This window comes from Thauera humireducens, assembly GCF_001051995.2.
Lineage (GTDB): Bacteria > Pseudomonadota > Gammaproteobacteria > Burkholderiales > Rhodocyclaceae > Thauera > Thauera humireducens.
Genome location: NZ_CP014646.1, coordinates 3,714,626 through 3,729,932, shown reverse-complemented (window position 1 = coordinate 3,729,932; position 15,307 = coordinate 3,714,626). Strand labels below are relative to the sequence as shown.

17 protein-coding genes are annotated in these 15,307 nt (G+C 66.6%); 12 read left to right on the top strand and 5 right to left on the bottom strand.

Features of this window, described 5'->3' with window-relative positions; translation table 11 throughout:
• Positions 1-125: 125 nt before the first annotated feature.
• From AC731_RS17335 to AC731_RS17320, 4 genes are all read left to right on the top strand, one after another.
• Complete coding sequence (locus AC731_RS17335) at positions 126-1,991, top strand: tetratricopeptide repeat protein (protein WP_048708018.1); 1,866 nt, start codon at positions 126-128, stop codon at positions 1,989-1,991.
• Complete coding sequence (locus AC731_RS17330) at positions 1,988-2,464, top strand: RNA-binding S4 domain-containing protein (RefSeq protein WP_237266559.1); 477 nt, start codon at positions 1,988-1,990, stop codon at positions 2,462-2,464. The genes AC731_RS17335 and AC731_RS17330 overlap by 4 nt, the downstream gene beginning before the upstream one ends.
• Before the next feature lie 158 nt (positions 2,465-2,622).
• A complete protein-coding gene (locus AC731_RS17325; RefSeq protein ID WP_048708013.1) occupies positions 2,623-4,092 on the top strand; it encodes an NfeD family protein in 1,470 nt (489 codons plus the stop codon).
• On the top strand, positions 4,092-4,880 hold the full coding sequence (locus AC731_RS17320) for a slipin family protein (protein ID WP_048710311.1): 789 nt from the start codon (positions 4,092-4,094) through the stop codon (positions 4,878-4,880). Before AC731_RS17325 ends, AC731_RS17320 begins: the two co-directional genes overlap by 1 nt.
• Before the next feature lie 12 nt (positions 4,881-4,892).
• Here the strand turns inward: AC731_RS17320 and AC731_RS17315 are convergent, their stop codons facing one another.
• The 5 genes from AC731_RS17315 to AC731_RS17295 all read right to left on the bottom strand — a co-directional run bounded on the left by AC731_RS17315 (position 4,893) and on the right by AC731_RS17295 (position 9,364).
• Entirely contained in the window at positions 4,893-5,246 is a 354-nt protein-coding gene (locus AC731_RS17315; protein WP_048708011.1) for a cupin domain-containing protein, read from the bottom strand.
• 1 nt (position 5,247) lies between these two features.
• On the bottom strand, positions 5,248-6,126 hold the full coding sequence (locus tag AC731_RS17310) for an AEC family transporter (RefSeq protein ID WP_048708009.1): 879 nt from the start codon (positions 6,124-6,126) through the stop codon (positions 5,248-5,250).
• A 133-nt stretch (positions 6,127-6,259) separates the two neighbouring features.
• On the bottom strand, positions 6,260-7,594 hold the full coding sequence (gene hslU, locus AC731_RS17305; RefSeq protein ID WP_004253650.1) for an ATP-dependent protease ATPase subunit HslU: 1,335 nt from the start codon (positions 7,592-7,594) through the stop codon (positions 6,260-6,262).
• 10 nt (positions 7,595-7,604) lie between these two features.
• Positions 7,605-8,141, bottom strand: a complete 537-nt coding sequence (hslV, locus tag AC731_RS17300; protein WP_004253647.1) for an ATP-dependent protease subunit HslV — start codon at positions 8,139-8,141, stop codon at positions 7,605-7,607.
• A gap of 47 nt (positions 8,142-8,188) precedes the next feature.
• On the bottom strand, positions 8,189-9,364 hold the full coding sequence (locus AC731_RS17295) for an STAS domain-containing protein (protein WP_053085871.1): 1,176 nt from the start codon (positions 9,362-9,364) through the stop codon (positions 8,189-8,191).
• 167 nt (positions 9,365-9,531) lie between these two features.
• On the opposite strand from AC731_RS17295, the gene ybgC reads away from it, so the two are divergent.
• From ybgC to queE, 8 genes are read left to right on the top strand one after another with little or no spacing between them, the layout of a single operon-like run.
• Positions 9,532-9,993 (top strand): tol-pal system-associated acyl-CoA thioesterase, encoded by a 462-nt coding sequence (gene ybgC, locus AC731_RS17290; RefSeq protein ID WP_082794364.1) that lies wholly within the window; start codon positions 9,532-9,534, stop codon positions 9,991-9,993.
• Complete coding sequence (gene tolQ / locus AC731_RS17285; RefSeq protein WP_004253640.1) at positions 9,990-10,658, top strand: protein TolQ; 669 nt, start codon at positions 9,990-9,992, stop codon at positions 10,656-10,658. Before ybgC ends, tolQ begins: the two co-directional genes overlap by 4 nt.
• A gap of 18 nt (positions 10,659-10,676) precedes the next feature.
• Positions 10,677-11,090: a protein TolR gene (gene tolR, locus AC731_RS17280; protein ID WP_048708002.1), complete on the top strand. Its 414-nt coding sequence runs from the start codon at positions 10,677-10,679 to the stop codon at positions 11,088-11,090.
• Positions 11,087-11,983 carry an energy transducer TonB gene (locus tag AC731_RS17275; protein ID WP_048708000.1) on the top strand — a complete coding sequence of 299 codons (897 nt, stop codon included), beginning with the start codon at positions 11,087-11,089 and terminating at the stop codon, positions 11,981-11,983. Before tolR ends, AC731_RS17275 begins: the two co-directional genes overlap by 4 nt.
• A gap of 54 nt (positions 11,984-12,037) precedes the next feature.
• Entirely contained in the window at positions 12,038-13,318 is a 1,281-nt protein-coding gene (gene tolB / locus AC731_RS17270; protein ID WP_048707997.1) for a Tol-Pal system beta propeller repeat protein TolB, read from the top strand.
• 50 nt (positions 13,319-13,368) lie between these two features.
• Positions 13,369-13,884: a peptidoglycan-associated lipoprotein Pal gene (gene pal / locus AC731_RS17265; RefSeq protein ID WP_004253631.1), complete on the top strand. Its 516-nt coding sequence runs from the start codon at positions 13,369-13,371 to the stop codon at positions 13,882-13,884.
• Position 13,885: 1 nt separating this feature from the next.
• Complete coding sequence (gene ybgF, locus AC731_RS17260) at positions 13,886-14,599, top strand: tol-pal system protein YbgF (protein WP_004253628.1); 714 nt, start codon at positions 13,886-13,888, stop codon at positions 14,597-14,599.
• A 24-nt stretch (positions 14,600-14,623) separates the two neighbouring features.
• A complete protein-coding gene (gene queE / locus AC731_RS17255) occupies positions 14,624-15,277 on the top strand; it encodes a 7-carboxy-7-deazaguanine synthase QueE (protein ID WP_048707994.1) in 654 nt (217 codons plus the stop codon).
• Positions 15,278-15,307 lie beyond the last annotated feature (30 nt).

Sequence of the window (15,307 nt, the reverse complement as noted above, 5' to 3'; positions counted from 1 at the left end):
CTGCCTTGGCAGCGAACGGCGGCTCTTCGGAGCCGCCGTTCGTTTGTCATCGTGTGGAACAGGTCCTTGCGCGATCGATCGCGCACAGGTGGAATACCGGTTCCAACTCAAATGCTGGAGACACCATGACCGGGACACGCCCTCATAGCGCTACGCTTCTCGCGCGCAACTTTCTCGCCGCAAGCACGGTGCTGTGGGCGGGGGTCGCACCCGCCGCGCTGATGGTCGAGGATGAACGTCGGGCGGCAGAGCTGACCGAGTCCCTGTCCAGCACGCTGCCCGAACTCGGATTCGAACGCGGCCAGGCCGCCCCCTCGTTGGATGCAGTGGTCAAGCGACTGCGCGCCGGAGACCTGGAAGGTGCAGAGCAACTCGCCCGCGAAACGGTCAAGATCCATCCGCGCGACGCCGCCGCGCACGAGTTGCTCGGTGTCACGCTCGGCCTGCGGGCACAACCGAAGGAGGCACTGGCAGCCCTGCAGACGGCCATCAAACTCGCCCCCACGCGCAGCTCGGCCATCACAAAGGCGGGCTCGCTGCTGCTGGCGATGGACCGCAACGACGAGGCAATCGAGCATTTCGAGCGTGCCCTGCGCATCGACCCGGCCGATCGCTTTGCCCATCAGCGCATGGGCCTGATCCGCGAGGCGCGCAACGAGATTCCTGCCGCCATCAGTCATTTCGAGAAGGGCCTCACCGGCACGCCGCCGGGCTACATCGGGGTCAAGATCAACCTCGGTCGGCTTTACAACCTCAGCGGACGTTTCGAGGACACCGTGGCGCTGCTCGACGGACTGGCCGAGCAGGCGCGCGGTGCCGAACTCAACGCCAACGTGGTGCTCGGCACCGCCTACCTGCGCCTGGGCAAGACTCAGGAGGCCCTGGCCCGCTTCAACAAGGCCGCGACGGCCGAACCCGGCAATGCAGGCTACCAGCTCGCGCGCGGAATCGCGCTGCGCGACACCGGGGATGGCGCAGGCTCTCTCGCCGCGCTGGAGCGCGCCCTCAAGCTCGCCCCAGACAATATCGAGGCGCAATTCCAACGTATTGAAACGCTCATTGCCCTTGATCGCCGCCCGCAGGCGATCGATGCATTGCACGCGCTCGCCGCCGCAAACCACCAGCCGCTGCGCGCCAAGTCACGGCTGGCCGAGCTGCTGCTCGACGCCCAGGACGCAGCTGCCGCCGCCGCCATGCTGCGCGAACTTGCTGCCGAAACCGGTGCCCCGCGCCCGATCGTGACGCGCTGGCTAGCCGCTGCGCAGGCCAGCGGTGACCTCGCCGCGGCCACCACGGCCGCAGAGTTGCTACAGCAGCGCTATCCCACCGATCCTGTGGCGCACTTCGAGGCTGGACGCTACTTCGCGTTTGCTACCCAATACGAGCGTGCCGAGGCGGCCTCACGCGCCGCCCTGAAGCTGAAGCCGGACGATGCCGAAACCCTATACCTGCTCGCGGCGATCGAGTCGCGCCAAGGCAAACTCAAGGCCTCGATCGACACCGCACGCCGGTTGGTGAAGCTGAGCCCCGACAGCATTCGCAATCGCTTCCTGCTAGCCAGCCTGCTGCAGGCGAACGATCAGGCCAAGGCCGCGGAAGCCGAGTACCGCAACATCCTCGAACGCGCACCAGAGCACGGGCTGGCGCTCAACAACCTCGCGCACATGCTTGCTGAACGCGGTCGCACGGACGAGGCCCTGCCGTTAGCCGAACAGGCGCGCAAAGCCTTGCCCGACAACGGCATGGTGCTCGACACCCTGGGCTGGATCCAGCACAAGCTCGGCCGGCACGGCGATGCGGTCGCCACTCTGACAACCGCAAGCACACTCGCCCCGACGCAGGGGGCGGTGTTCTACCACCTTGGGCTCGCTCAGCAGGCCGCCGGCCGACACCCCGACGCGCGTCTAGCGCTGCAGAAGGCGCTCGAACTCGCCCCGCAGGAAGACTGGGCGAGCGACGCCCGAACTCGGCTCGACAAGGCGCCGCAATGACGAGTGAGACACCCGTCACGCGAGGACGAGGGGCTGTGGAGAAGGAGTCTGCGCACGGTGTCTCTTCGGTGGTAGACGCAGCGGCCTCCCCCAGCAGCGTGCGCACCCGTCTCGATAAATGGCTGTGGGCAGCCCGCTTCTTCAAGCATCGTACTGCTGCCACCGAGGCCGTCGATGGCGGCAAGGTCAAGCTCAATGGCGCAGCGGTGAAGCCCGCCCGCGAGGTCAAGGCTGGAGACCGGATCGACGTCACCATCGGCGAGGAAACCCGCTCGGTCGTCGTGCGCGCGATTGCCGAAAAACGCGGATCGGCGACGGTCGCGCAAACGCTTTACGAAGAAACGACCGAAAGCATCGAACAGCGTGAGCGCGCGCGCGAGCTGCGCAGGTTCGCCGCACCGCCGGGCGCCGACCTGCATGGCCGCCCGACCAAGCGTGATCGCCGTCGGATCGACCGCTTCGGCGGATACTGAAATCGGCCCGCGGCGGGCGGGCACATCGCAGTCAGGCCCGCCCTTCAACGGCACCATCGCCACCCATGCAGCCGAAGCGCTGAACTTCGGCCACCCTCCGACACTCCGATCATCAGGGTTCGCCACACTGATGCCGCGACCGCCCGAGGAGAGTGTCGATGTCGACCCGCCATGGGATTGTCTTCCGCCATGTCGTCGCCCTGCTGTTTCTCTTGCTCAGCAGTGCCGGCTTGACCCTCCTTGCCGCCAACGGCAGTTCCGGCTTCGCGCTTGTGCTGCGGATCGATGGCGTCATCGGTCCGGCCAGCGCCGACTACATCCACAAGGGACTGGCTCAGGCCACCGCGCGCGGCGCGCAACTGGTCGTGATCGAGATGGATACCCCCGGCGGGCTCGACACCTCGATGCGCAGCATCATCAAGGACATCCTCGCCTCGCCCGTACCGGTCGCAGGCTTCGTCGCCCCGGAGGGCGCCAGAGCGGCGAGTGCGGGCACCTACATCCTCTACGCCAGCCATATCGCCGCGATGGCGCCGGCGACCAACCTCGGTGCCGCGACGCCCGTCGCCATCGGCCTCGGCGGCCCCCAACCCGGCAGCACTGCGCCGCGGGAAGAGGAGACGGACACCCCCGCCGCCACGTCCGATGAGCGGACGACAGAGCAGGCGCCTGCAAGCCCCACGACCTCACGCCCTGCAACCGCCCGCAGCCCGGCCGATGCCATGGCCGCCAAGTCCATGTCCGACGCCACGGCCTACATCCGCAGCCTTGCGCAACTGCGCGGTCGCGATGTCGATTTCGCCGAACGCGCGGTGCGCGAGGCGGCCAGCCTGTCCGCCGAGGAAGCGCTGACGGAGGGGGTGATCGACATCATAGCCATGGACACCGCCGACCTGCTGCACAAACTCGACGGCCGGGAGATCGCGGTCCTCGACGGCAAGCGCACGCTCGCCACGGCGGACCTGGCCATCGAGCGTCTGGAACCGGACTGGCGCAACCGTATCCTCGCCGTACTCGCCAACCCGCAGGTGGCGCTGATCCTGATGATGATCGGCATCTATGGCCTGTTCTTCGAGTTCACCTCACCCGGCTTCGGCGTACCGGGCATCGCCGGGGCGATCTCGCTGCTGGTCGCGCTCTATGCCTTCCAGCTGCTGCCGGTCAATTGGGCCGGCGTGCTGCTGCTGGCGGTCGGCGCCGGCCTGATGCTGGCCGAGGCCTTCCTGCCCAGCTTCGGCGCACTCGGCATCGGCGGCATCATCGCCTTCGTCGTCGGCGGCCTGTTCCTGATGGACGCCGAGGTGCCGGGATTCGGCATCCCGCTGGCGCTGATCGTGGGCCTGGCCCTGGCCAGCGCCGCGATCCTGCTCGCCATCGGCAACCTCGCGGCACGCAGCCTGCGCCGCGCAGTCGTCAGTGGGCGCGAGGCGATGCTCGGCACGCGCGGCACGGTGATCGGCCCTGCACCGGACGGCACCTGGTGGATCGCGGTGCACGGCGAGAACTGGCGCGCCCGGGCCGATCGTCCGCTCGTACCCGGCGCGCCCGTCCGCGTCGAGCGCATGGATGGCCTCGTCCTCCACGTTTCCCCCACCGATCCCCCCCACCCTCCCGGGAGTCCGCCATGATGCTCGATCTTCAGTTCGGTCTCGCGCCCTTGCTGGTGCTGCTGATCTTCCTCGTCGTCGCCTCGGTCAAGATCCTGCGCGAGTACGAGCGCGGCGTGATCTTCCTGCTCGGCCGCTTCTGGCGCGTGAAGGGGCCGGGCCTGGTCATCGTGATCCCCGGCGTGCAACAGATGGTGAAGGTCGACCTGCGGGTGGTGACAATGGACGTGCCGCCGCAGGACGTGATCTCGAAGGACAACGTCTCGGTGAAGGTCAATGCGGTGGTGTATTTTCGCGTCGTCGATCCGCAAAAGGCCATCATCCAGGTGGAAAACTACCTGATGGCGACCAGCCAGCTCGCACAGACGACACTCCGTGCGGTGCTCGGCAAGCACGAACTCGACGAGATGTTGGCCGAGCGCGAGAAGCTCAACCTCGACGTGCAGCAGATTCTCGACGCCCAGACCGACGCCTGGGGGATCAAGGTGGCAAACGTCGAGATCAAGCATGTCGATCTCAACGAGAGCATGGTTCGCGCCATTGCGCGCCAAGCCGAGGCGGAGCGTGAACGCCGCGCCAAGGTGATCCACGCGGAAGGCGAAAAGCAGGCTGCGCAATCGCTGCTCGAAGCCGCCGAAATGCTGTCGCGCGAGCCTGCGGCGATGCAGTTGCGCTACCTGCAGACCTTGACCCAGGTGGCAGGCGACAGGACCTCGACGCTGGTGTTTCCGGTGCCCGTCGACCTGATCGGGCAACTGATGGGGCAGGCGGACAAGTACCGGGGCGCAGGCATGAGGGCGGAACCCTGACCGCCCTCCGACTCAGGCGGGCGCTGCCCCCGAACGCGAACCATGCACGGCCAGCCACACCGTGGCCAGGGCCGTCGACAGCACGCGGTGCCTGCAGCCGGCGGGAATCTCCACCCAGTCGCCGGGCGTCAGCGCAATCCGCCCGCCATCGTCAAAACCCAACTCCGCCGCCCCCTGCAGCAGCACGACCCACTCGTCCTCGGCCTGCTCGTACCAGAAGCCCGGCGGACTGGCATGGCGGTGCGACACGATGCGCTCGACCCGGCAAGCGGTTCCCGCGAAGAGCGTCTGGAAGTGCTCTTCGACGCCCGCCTCGGGCAACGGTACGTAGAGGTTGCCTCGCCGCAGCCGGCTCGCCTCCGACATGTCAGTCCAGCACGAGCGCGAGTGCCAGCGGCAGGAACACCACCGCCGCAAGGTTGCCGATGAGCACCATCGAGGCCACCTTGCCCGGCTCCTGCTGGTAACGCTCGGCGAACATGAAGTTGAGCACCGCCGGCGGCAGGGCGCCGAACACCAGCACCAGGGCCTGTTCGCGCTGCGGCAGTTCGATGACCTGCAGCACGGCCCACGCCAGCGCGAGCCCGATCAGCGGACGCGCCAACCCGCCGCCCAAGACCCCGACACCAAGCGCACTGATGCGCGAATCCGCGAGCCGCACGCCCAGGCCGAACAGCATCAGCGGGATGGAGATCTCGCCAAGCATGCGGATCGCCGTCAGCAAGGGGGGCCAGACCTCGAAGTGCGTCAGGCTGACGGCAAGACCGAGGACGGTCGCCACCACCGACGGCACTTTCCACACCGTCAGCAGCCGGACCCGGTGATCGAGCAGCCAGGCGCCGAATGAAAAGTGGATGAGGTTCGACACCATGAACAGCACCACCATCGGCGCCAGTGCCGCCTCGCCGAAGGCCAGCACGGCCAAGGGCAAGCCCAGATTGCCGCAGTTGTTGAACATGATCGGCGGCACCAGCGTCTTGGGATCGATGCCGACCGCACGCGCCAGCACCCACGCTGCGAGACCGGTCCCGACCACCATCAGCGTCGCGGCGCAGATCAGCGGCAGGAAGGCACCAACATCGAAAGCCTTGTTCGCCAGCGCAGCGAACACCAGTGCCGGCACGAAAACATCCATGTTCAGCTTGTTGGCGTGGGACAGATCCGGCTTGACGCGGCGTCCGACGAAATAGCCGAGCGCGGTGATCGAGAACAGCGGGAAGAGGATTTCGACGATTCGGATCAGCATGACAGGGATCGGTGGAGGGAATGGAGCTGCGCCCCCGGGGCGCACAGCGCATGCCTTGCCTAGAAAAGCCTGCGCCCCGGCCGCGACAACCCGCCGCCGGGGCGCATCTGGGCAGGAAACGGCACCCCGCCGCTCAGAGCACGTAACGCGCCAGGTCCTCGCGTTGCGCCAGCATGTCCAGACGCGAGTCGACGTAAGCGGCATCGACCATCACCGTGTCGAGCCCGCCCTTGCCGGCCTCGAAAGAGACCTCCTCGAGCAGCTTTTCCATCACCGTGTACAGACGACGGGCGCCGATGTTCTCCGTCTTCTCGTTGACCCGGTAGGCGATCTCGGCCAGACGGCGGACGCCATCGGGCGCGAAGCGCAGCGTGACGCCATCGGTGGCCAGCAGCGCCTCGTACTGGCGGGTCAGGCAGGCGTCGGTGCTGGTCAGGATGCGCTCGAAATCCTCGACCGACAGCGACTCGAGCTCGACCCGGATCGGGAAGCGGCCCTGCAGTTCCGGGATCAGGTCCGACGGCTTCGACAGGTGGAAGGCACCGCTGGCGATGAACAGGATGTGATCGGTCTTGATCATGCCGTACTTGGTGGAGATCGTCGTGCCCTCGACCAGGGGCAGCAGGTCGCGCTGGACCCCCTGGCGCGACACGTCGGCGCCATGCACGTCGCTGCGCGCGGCAATCTTGTCCACCTCGTCGAGGAAGACGATGCCGTTCTGTTCCACGGCACGGACCGCCTCGAGCTTGACCTCCTCGTCGTTGATCAGCCGTGCGGCTTCCTCGTCGGCGAGCAGCTTCAGCGCCTCGCGGATCTGCAGCTTGCGCTGCTTGCGCTTGCCGCCGCCCAGGTTCTGGAACATGCCCTGGATCTGCTGCGTGAGCTCCTCCATGCCCGGCGGGGCGAAGATCTCGGCGCTCATCGACGGCGCGGCGACCTCGATCTCGATCTCCTTGTCGTCGAGTTCGCCTTCGCGCAGCTTCTTGCGGAATTTCTGCCGGGTCGCCGAATCTGGCGCAGGCTCCGGTTCCGCGTTGAACGCCACGGGGCGGGCCGGCGGCAGCAGGGCGTCGAGAACGCGGTCCTCGGCGGCATCGAGCGCGCGGTCGCGTACCGACTTCATCGCGCGTTCGCGCCCATCCTTGATCGCGATCTCGATCAGGTCGCGGATGATGGTGTCCACGTCGCGGCCGACGTAGCCCACTTCGGTGAACTTGGTCGCCTCGATCTTGATGAAGGGTGCGTTGGCAAGCCGCGCCAGGCGACGGGCGATCTCGGTCTTGCCGACGCCGGTGGGCCCGATCATCAGGATGTTCTTGGGCGTGATCTCGCTGCGCAGCGGCTCGGCGACCTGGGCGCGGCGCCACCGGTTGCGCAGCGCGATCGCGACCGCCTTCTTGGCCTTGTCCTGCCCGACGATGTGCTTGTCGAGTTCGGAGACGATCTCCGGCGGGGTCATCTGGGTCATGCGTTCAACCTCAATCCAGCACTTCGATGGTGTGGTGGTGATTGGTGTAGATGCAGAGGTCGGCGGCGATGCCAAGCGCCTTCGACACGACCTCCTTGGGCTCAAGCGCCGTGTTCTCGATGAGCGCCCGCGCTGCCGACTGGGCATAAGCGCCGCCGCTGCCGATGGCCACGATCCCCTGCTCCGGCTCGAGCACGTCGCCATTACCGGTGATCACCAACGAGTGCTCGCGATCGGCCACGGCGAGCATGGCCTCGAGCCGGCGCAGCATGCGGTCGGTACGCCAGTCCTTGGCCAGTTCCACCGCGCTGCGCAGCAGGTTGCCCTGATGCTTGTCGAGCTTGGCCTCGAAGCGCTCGAAGAGCGTGAACGCGTCGGCCGTGCCGCCCGCAAACCCCGCGAGGATATTGCCGTCATAGAGCGTGCGGACCTTGCGCGCCGACGCCTTGATGACGATGTTGCCCAGGGTGACCTGGCCGTCCCCGCCGAGCGCAACGCGATTGCCGCGCCGCACCGACAGGATGGTGGTGCCGCGATATTGTTCCATGCCGATTCCTCGCCGGCTGAAGGCCGGCGTCGATGATGCAATGAGTTCTAACTGCGCAGCGTGACGTGCGCGACCTGGTCGACGCTCATGACCCGCAGCAGTGCGGCAACCATGGCATTGACGTTGCGTAGGCCCACAAGTTTACCCTGAGCCTGGAGCGTCGCGAGGATGTTGAACAACTGCCCCGCGCAGACGAAATCCAGCCGGCGCAACTGCGTACAGTTCACCGTCACCTCGCGCCGGTCGGCCACGTAGGCAGCAAAACGCTTGAGCGCGTCGTTCGATGCGCCACAGAGCTCTCCTTCCAGCGCAAACCCGTCCTGCTCCGGTGTCGTGGCGGGATCGGGTGTCGTCACCGGCTTCATTCCTGAAATGGCCGCTGCCGGGGGCGGCAGGCCTTTCCATGAGGGCGGCGACTCCTCGAACGTGATCGCATAGTCGATGGCAAGGTTCTCGAAGCGCTCCTCGTCGCCCGAGTGCTGCAACAGTTCGAGCAACAGCAGCCAGGTGTCGCGATCTTCCGCGCGCCCGGCCTCGACGCGTTTGCCGAGTTCATCGACCAGCGGCCCTACATTGACCAGAGAGACCTTGATCCGTTCGGCTGCAAGCTCGTCGAGCACCGCGCGCAGCTGCCCGCAAGCGCCGTCACCCAAGCCCTTGAGCCGGCCGACGTCGATGCGGGCAGAGCCCGTCCGACGCGCGGCGACCGCGATCTGTCGCAACTGCGCCTCGGCCTGTGCCGACAAGCTTCCTGCCAGGCTGACCGTCGAGGGGCGCGGCTGGGCCGGCTTTGCGACGCCGACCGACAGATCGACCCAAGGTGGTGGCGAACGCTCGAAGCGCGTCGCGTAGTCGAGCACCCGCGACTCGAACTGCTGGCGCTTCCCCGTCAAGCGGTAGAGGTCGAGCAGCATCATCCACAAGCCCTCGCCGGGATTCGACGACGGCTCGTCCAAGGTGGCGACCAGCACCTGCTCGGCTTCGGCCACATTGCCGTTTGCGTAGAGAACCGCAGCTTCCTCGTAGGCGGCGCCGATCCCCGCACCGACCTCCTGAACCTCGACCTCGGCCAGACCGCGCCCCGCATCGGTCGCGGCGAAATCGAGTTCGGACAGTTCCGTAGGCGGGGGCGGGAGGGTGAAGCTGTCGCCTTTCACGGACGGCTCTTTCCCCGCGGGCGCAGCGCTACCCGTTGGTTTCCGACCGAAAAAAGGAATTGCCACGCCGCCGTCCGTCCTGAATGATCGATGCAGTCCCGAAAGATTCTCGGTCAAGGATAGCACTTCCTGCAGCGCGGCTGGGTTGGCGCCCACCGCGGCCCATTACGTTTTGCAAAACTCGGCATCACCGCCCCCCTTCCCTTGCACCGGGGCTCGGATAGAATGCTGCAATGCAACTGAACTCCCCCGCCACAGCGGCTGCGTCAGACGAGACATCGCCTGCGCAGCCGTCTTTTGTGCTGCCCGTCCGTGTCTATTACGAGGACACTGACGCGGCCGGTGTCGTCTACTACGCCAACTATCTGCGCTTCTGCGAGCGGGCCCGCACCGAATGGCTACGGGCGCTCGGTTTCGAGCAGCAGGCGATGATGACATCTGCCGGCACGGCCTTCGTCGTGCGATCGGTGCAAGCCGACTACCTTGCCCCCGCTCGCCTCGACGACGCACTCGAGGTCGTCACGCGCATCGCAACACTGCGCCGCGCCAGCCTCCTGTTCGACCAGGCGATCCGTCGCCAGGGGCAACTTCTGTTTACCGCGCAGGTCCTAGTGGCCTGCATCGACACCCGCCGCCAGAAACCGGCATCCATTCCGGCCGACCTGCATTCCCTCTTCGAAAGAAGCTTCGCATGACCGTCACTCACGACCTCTCCATTCTCAGCCTGATCAGCCAGGCCAGCGTCCTCGTCCAACTGGTGATGGCGCTGCTCGCCACGCTCTCACTGGTCTCCTGGTACTGGATCTTCCGCAAGTGGTTCCAGATCCGCGCCGCACGTGCCCAGACCGACGAATTCGAACGTGACTTCTGGAGCGGCGGTGATCTCAATACCCTGTTCGAGGCCGCCACGCGTCACGAGACCGGCGGCATGGAGCGTATCTTCGAAGCCGGTTACCGCGAGTTCACCAAGCTGCGCGCCAAGGGCCACGATCATTCGGCCATCCTCGACGGCGCCCGCCGCGCGATGCGCGCCACCTATCAGCGCGAGGTCGACGACCTTGAGGCACACCTCGCCTTCCTCGCCTCGGTCGGCTCGGTGTCGCCCTACATCGGCCTGCTCGGCACCGTGTGGGGGATCATGAACTCGTTCCGCGGCCTGTCCAGCGTCGGCTCGGCCACACTGGCCCAAGTCGCCCCCGGCATCGCCGAAGCGCTCGTCGCCACTGCCATCGGCCTGTTCGCCGCGATCCCGGCCGTCGTCGCCTACAACCGCTTCGCGCACGACATCGACCGCCTCGGCATCCGCTTCGAGAGCTTCATGGAAGAGTTCTCCAACATCCTGCAGCGTAACCTGCGCTGACGGCCCCGGAGACCTGTGATGCGCCAACGCCGTCTCATGAACCAGATCAACGTCGTGCCCTACATCGACGTGATGCTGGTGCTGCTCGTGATCTTCATGGTCACCGCGCCGATGATCCAGACCGGCACGATCAACGTACCCTCGGCCGGCCAGGTGTCTGCCACGCCGACCGAGGCGATCGTCATCGAGGTCAAGGCCGACGGCGCGCTGGCTCTTCGCGCAGCGACCAGCGGCGCCTCCCGCCCGGTGAGCAACACCGAGTTCCAGCGCGCGGTCAGCGAAGCTTTAGCCAAGAACGCGGCGCAACCCTTTCTCGTCGCGGCGGACAGCAAGCTGCCTTACCAGAAGGTGATCGACGTGCTCGAAGCCGCCCGTAACGCAGGCGTGCAGAAGATCAGCCTTCAGACTCAGACGAGTTCTGCAAGTCGATGAGGGAACGCGCAGCAACGCCCCGCGAAGCGCCGGGCAAATGGCAATCCCTCGGGTTGACCGTCGCGGTCCACCTGGGCCTGTTCCTGTTCCTGTTCTTCGGGATACGCTGGCAGAGCGCGCCCCCCGCCGCACTGGAGGTCAGCCTTGCCAGCGCGCCGCGCGTCGCCGCACCCGCGCCCGCGCCCAAGCCGGAACCGACTCCGCCCCCCAAGCCGGAGCCGAAACCCGAGCCCAAGCCGGAACCCAAGCCCGAAGTGAAGCCGGAGCCGAAGCCGGAACCCAAACCGCAGCCCGAGCCACCCAAGCCCGCACCCAAACCCGAGATCGCCACAAAGGCGCCGGAGAAGAAGCCGGAGCCGCCCAAGCCTGCGCCCAAGCCGGAGCCGAAACCCGAGCCCAAGCCCCAACCCAAACCGGAGCCCAAGCCCGAACCGCCCAAGCCGCAACCCAAGCCGGAGCCGAAACCAGTACCCAAGCCGGAGGCCAAGCCCGAGCCCAAGCCGGTGCAGGACGACTACATGAAGCAACTGCTCGCGCAGGAAACACAGGCCGCACAGAACGCGCGCCTGGAGGGCCTGCTCAAGCAGGAATCCGCACGCGCCGGCGCCCAGGGCGACATGGACAAGTACAAGCTCGCCATCGCCACCAAGGTGCGCGGCAATCTGCTGCGTCCGCCGGGCCTCAGCGGAAACCCCGAGGCGACGTTCGAGGTCGATCAGCTGCCTTCGGGCGAGGTGCTCAACATCCGGCTCAAGCGCTCGTCGGGCGTCCCTGCGCTGGATGAGGCCATCGAGCGTGCGATCCGCCGCTCGAGCCCGCTGCCGCTACCCGCCAACCAGAGCCTTTTCCAGCGCACGATCGAGTTCAAGTTCCGCCCGTTGGCAGACGAGTAAGTCTGCCTTATCTACTTAATTTGTCTATATAATCCGCGGCTGGAGTACGCCCACATGATCCGATTCCTCACCGCCTTCCGCCTCCTGCTGATTCTCGCGCTCGCCAGCCTCGCCTTTGGCGCCCGCGCCCAACTGTCCATCGAGATCACCGGTGCAGGCGCATCGCGCTTCCCGGTGATCATTCCGATCTTCGAGAATGAAGGCCAGCTGCCGAACAGCGTCACCGACGTCGTCCGCGCGGACCTCGATCGCAGCGGCCTGTTCAGCCTCGTCGACCTCGGTCCGCTCGCGCTGCCCGAGTCGGCCATGCCCGATCTGCCCGCCATGCGCGGCCGCGGTGCCGATGCCGTCCTGACCGGCAGCGTCATTCCGCTCGGCGGCGGACGCTACGACGTGCGTTTCCGCCTGTTCGACACGCAGAAGCAGCTCGAACTCGGCGCCATGGCCATGCCGATGATGGCCTCGCAGAACCGCCTGATCGGGCATCGCATCGCCGATTTCGTGTACGAGAAGCTCACCGGGCAGCCGGGCTACTTCTCGACCCGCATTGCCTACGTCATCAAGAGCGGCCCCAACTTCGAGCTGCAGGTCGCCGACGCCGACGGCATGAACGCCGCAACGGCACTGCGCTCGCGCGAGCCCATCATCTCGCCTACCTGGTCGCCGGACGGCCAGCGCCTGGCCTACGTCTCCTTCGAGCAGAAGAAGCCGATCATCTACGTACATACGCTCGCCACCGGTCAGCGCCGCGTGGTCGCCAACTTCAAGGGCTCGAACTCCGCACCCACCTGGTCACCGGACGGCAACCAGCTCGCCGTCGTGCTGACCAAGGACGGCCAGTCCCAGCTCTACGTGCTCAACGCCGACGGCTCAGGCGTGCGCCGCCTGGCCAGTTCCTCGGGCATCGACACCGAACCCTTCTGGGGCAACGACAGCAACATCTACTTCACCTCCGATCGCGGCGGCAGCCCGCAGATCTACCGTATCTCCGCTGGCGGCGGCAGTGCCCAGCGGGTGACCTTCGACGGCAGCTACAACGTGACTCCGCGCCTCTCGGCGGATGGCACGCTGCTGGCCTTCATCACCCGCAATGCCGGCCGCTTCCAGGTGGCCGTGCAAGACCTTGCCACCCGCCAGACGACGATCCTCACCGATTCGGCGCGTGACGAATCCCCCAGCTTCGCTCCCAACGGCCGCATGATCCTCTACGCCACCGAAAGCGGTGGTCGGGGCGTGCTGTCCGCGGTGTCGTCGGATGGACGGGTGAAGCAACGCCTGACGGTGCAGGCAGCCGATGTGCGCGAGCCCGCCTGGGGTCCGCAGCCGCGGCAATAAAAAAGCTGTAATCACTGCTGTCTTCAACTCAAGCAACCGGAGCATCACCCATGAAGAAACTTGCACTCCCCGCCCTGCTGTCGCTCGTCCTCGCCGCGTGCTCGAGCACCGGCACCGACACCGCCGCCACCAAGGTCGAAGACCGTTCCGGCGCCGGCGTCACCACCGTCACCGCCGGCAGCCCGTCGGGTTCTGGCATTGCCGCCCTGACCGATCCGAACAACATCCTGTCCAAGCGCAGCGTGTTCTTCGACTTCGACAGCTACGTCATCAAGTCGGAAGCCAAGCCGCTGGTCGAAGCGCACGCCCGCTTCCTGGTGCAGAACCCGCAGATGAAGATGCTCATCCAGGGCAACACCGACGAGCGCGGCAGCCGCGAGTACAACCTGGCGCTGGGCCAGAAGCGTGCCGACGTCGTCAAGCAGGCACTGATGCTGCTGGGCGCCAAGGAAGCGCAGATCGAGTCCGTCAGCCTGGGTGAAGAGAAGCCGCGTTGCGACGACGCCTCCGAAGCCTGCTACGCCGAGAACCGTCGCGGCGACATGCTGTACTCGGGCGAGTTCTGAGATGAAGCGCCTGCTGCCGCTGGCGGCGCTGCTCGCACTGTCATCGGCCGGACCCGCGCAAGCGGGTCTGTTCGATGACGCCGAGGCCCGTCGCCAGATCACCGAAATGCGCCAGGATCTCGAAAGCCGGCTCGAAACCACCAGCCGTGGCCAACTCGAGCTCGCCAACCAGAACGAACAGCTGCGTGCCGAAGTGGCGCGCCTGAACGGCCAGATCGAACTGCTGGTGAACGAGGTTGAAACCCTCAAGCAGCGGCAGCGGGACTTCTATGTCGATCTCGACACCCGTCTGCGCCAGATCGAAAGCGCCGGCCCGGGCGCGGGTGCAGCCAATGCCGATCCGGCCGCGGAGTCCGGCGAGTACGAAGCCGCCCTCAACCTGCTCAAGGACGGCAAGCACAGCGAGGCGCTCGCCGCCTTCGACGCCTTCCTCGCCAAATACCCGTCGGGCAGTTTCAGCGCCGGCGCGCATTTCTGGGCCGGCAATGCCGCCCTGCAGGCCAAGGACGTCAACGCTGCCAACAAGCATTTCAACACCGTGCTGACGCGCTGGCCGAATGAGAACGTCGCACCCGACGCCATGCTTGGCCTGGCCAACAGCCAGCAGGCACTGGGCGATGCCCCCACGTCCCGCCGCACCCTGCAGGCGCTGGTCGAGCGCTACCCGCAGAGCAACGCCGCACAAGTCGCCAGGCAGCGCCTGGGCCAGCGCTGAGGCGTAGTCGTGACGAAAGCGACGATGACGGCACCCGCCGTCAAGCTGCGCATTACCGAAATCTTTGCCTCGATTCAGGGCGAGTCGACGTGGGTCGGCCTGCCGACCGTGTTTGTCCGTCTCACCGGCTGTCCGCTGCGCTGCAGCTGGTGTGACACTGCCTACGCCTTCACTGGCGGCGAAAACCGGTCGCTCGACGAGGTTCTCGCCGAGGTAGCGCGTCACGGCCTCAAGCACGTGTGCGTCACCGGCGGCGAACCGCTGTCGCAGAAAGGCTGCCTGCCGCTGCTGAGCGCCCTGTGCGACGCCGGCTACGCAGTCTCGCTCGAAACCAGCGGTGCACTCGACATCGGCGCGGCAGACCCACGCGTGTCGCGCATCATGGATCTCAAGGCGCCGGGGTCGGGCGAGGTGGAGCGCAACCTTTACGACAACATCGCCCAGCTGAAGGCCGACGACGAGGTCAAGATCGTGCTCGCCAACGCGGACGATTACGCGTGGGCGAAGCAGCAGATCGCCACTCATCGGCTCGCCGAACGCTGTACTGTGCTGCTTTCCCCGGTCGCCGGCGAACTCGATCCGGCGCAGCTGGCCGAATGGATCGTGCGCGACCGCCTGCCCGTGCGCTTTCAGCTGCAACTCCACAAGATCCTCTGGAACGACGCGCGCGGACGCTGATCCGGACCGCGCTGCGCACATCCTCGCCGG

Excerpts from the sequence above, each read along its gene's own strand:
- AC731_RS17320 (WP_048710311.1), top strand. The coding sequence starts at position 4,092 with ATGCTCGATCTTCAGTTCGGTCTCGCGCCCTTGCTGGTGCTGCTGATC.
- ybgC (WP_082794364.1), top strand. The coding sequence starts at position 9,532 with ATGCAACTGAACTCCCCCGCCACAGCGGCTGCGTCAGACGAGACATCG.
- tolB (WP_048707997.1), top strand. The coding sequence starts at position 12,038 with ATGATCCGATTCCTCACCGCCTTCCGCCTCCTGCTGATTCTCGCGCTC.
- AC731_RS17330 (WP_237266559.1), top strand. The coding sequence starts at position 1,988 with ATGACGAGTGAGACACCCGTCACGCGAGGACGAGGGGCTGTGGAGAAG.
- pal (WP_004253631.1), top strand. The coding sequence starts at position 13,369 with ATGAAGAAACTTGCACTCCCCGCCCTGCTGTCGCTCGTCCTCGCCGCG.
- AC731_RS17325 (WP_048708013.1), top strand. The coding sequence starts at position 2,623 with ATGTCGACCCGCCATGGGATTGTCTTCCGCCATGTCGTCGCCCTGCTG.
- tolQ (WP_004253640.1), top strand. The coding sequence starts at position 9,990 with ATGACCGTCACTCACGACCTCTCCATTCTCAGCCTGATCAGCCAGGCC.
- AC731_RS17335 (WP_048708018.1), top strand. The coding sequence starts at position 126 with ATGACCGGGACACGCCCTCATAGCGCTACGCTTCTCGCGCGCAACTTT.
- ybgF (WP_004253628.1), top strand. The coding sequence starts at position 13,886 with ATGAAGCGCCTGCTGCCGCTGGCGGCGCTGCTCGCACTGTCATCGGCC.
- tolR (WP_048708002.1), top strand. The coding sequence starts at position 10,677 with ATGCGCCAACGCCGTCTCATGAACCAGATCAACGTCGTGCCCTACATC.
- AC731_RS17310 (WP_048708009.1), bottom strand. The coding sequence starts at position 6,126 with ATGCTGATCCGAATCGTCGAAATCCTCTTCCCGCTGTTCTCGATCACC.
- queE (WP_048707994.1), top strand. The coding sequence starts at position 14,624 with ATGACGGCACCCGCCGTCAAGCTGCGCATTACCGAAATCTTTGCCTCG.
- AC731_RS17315 (WP_048708011.1), bottom strand. The coding sequence starts at position 5,246 with ATGTCGGAGGCGAGCCGGCTGCGGCGAGGCAACCTCTACGTACCGTTG.
- hslV (WP_004253647.1), bottom strand. The coding sequence starts at position 8,141 with ATGGAACAATATCGCGGCACCACCATCCTGTCGGTGCGGCGCGGCAAT.
- AC731_RS17275 (WP_048708000.1), top strand. The coding sequence starts at position 11,087 with ATGAGGGAACGCGCAGCAACGCCCCGCGAAGCGCCGGGCAAATGGCAA.
- hslU (WP_004253650.1), bottom strand. The coding sequence starts at position 7,594 with ATGACCCAGATGACCCCGCCGGAGATCGTCTCCGAACTCGACAAGCAC.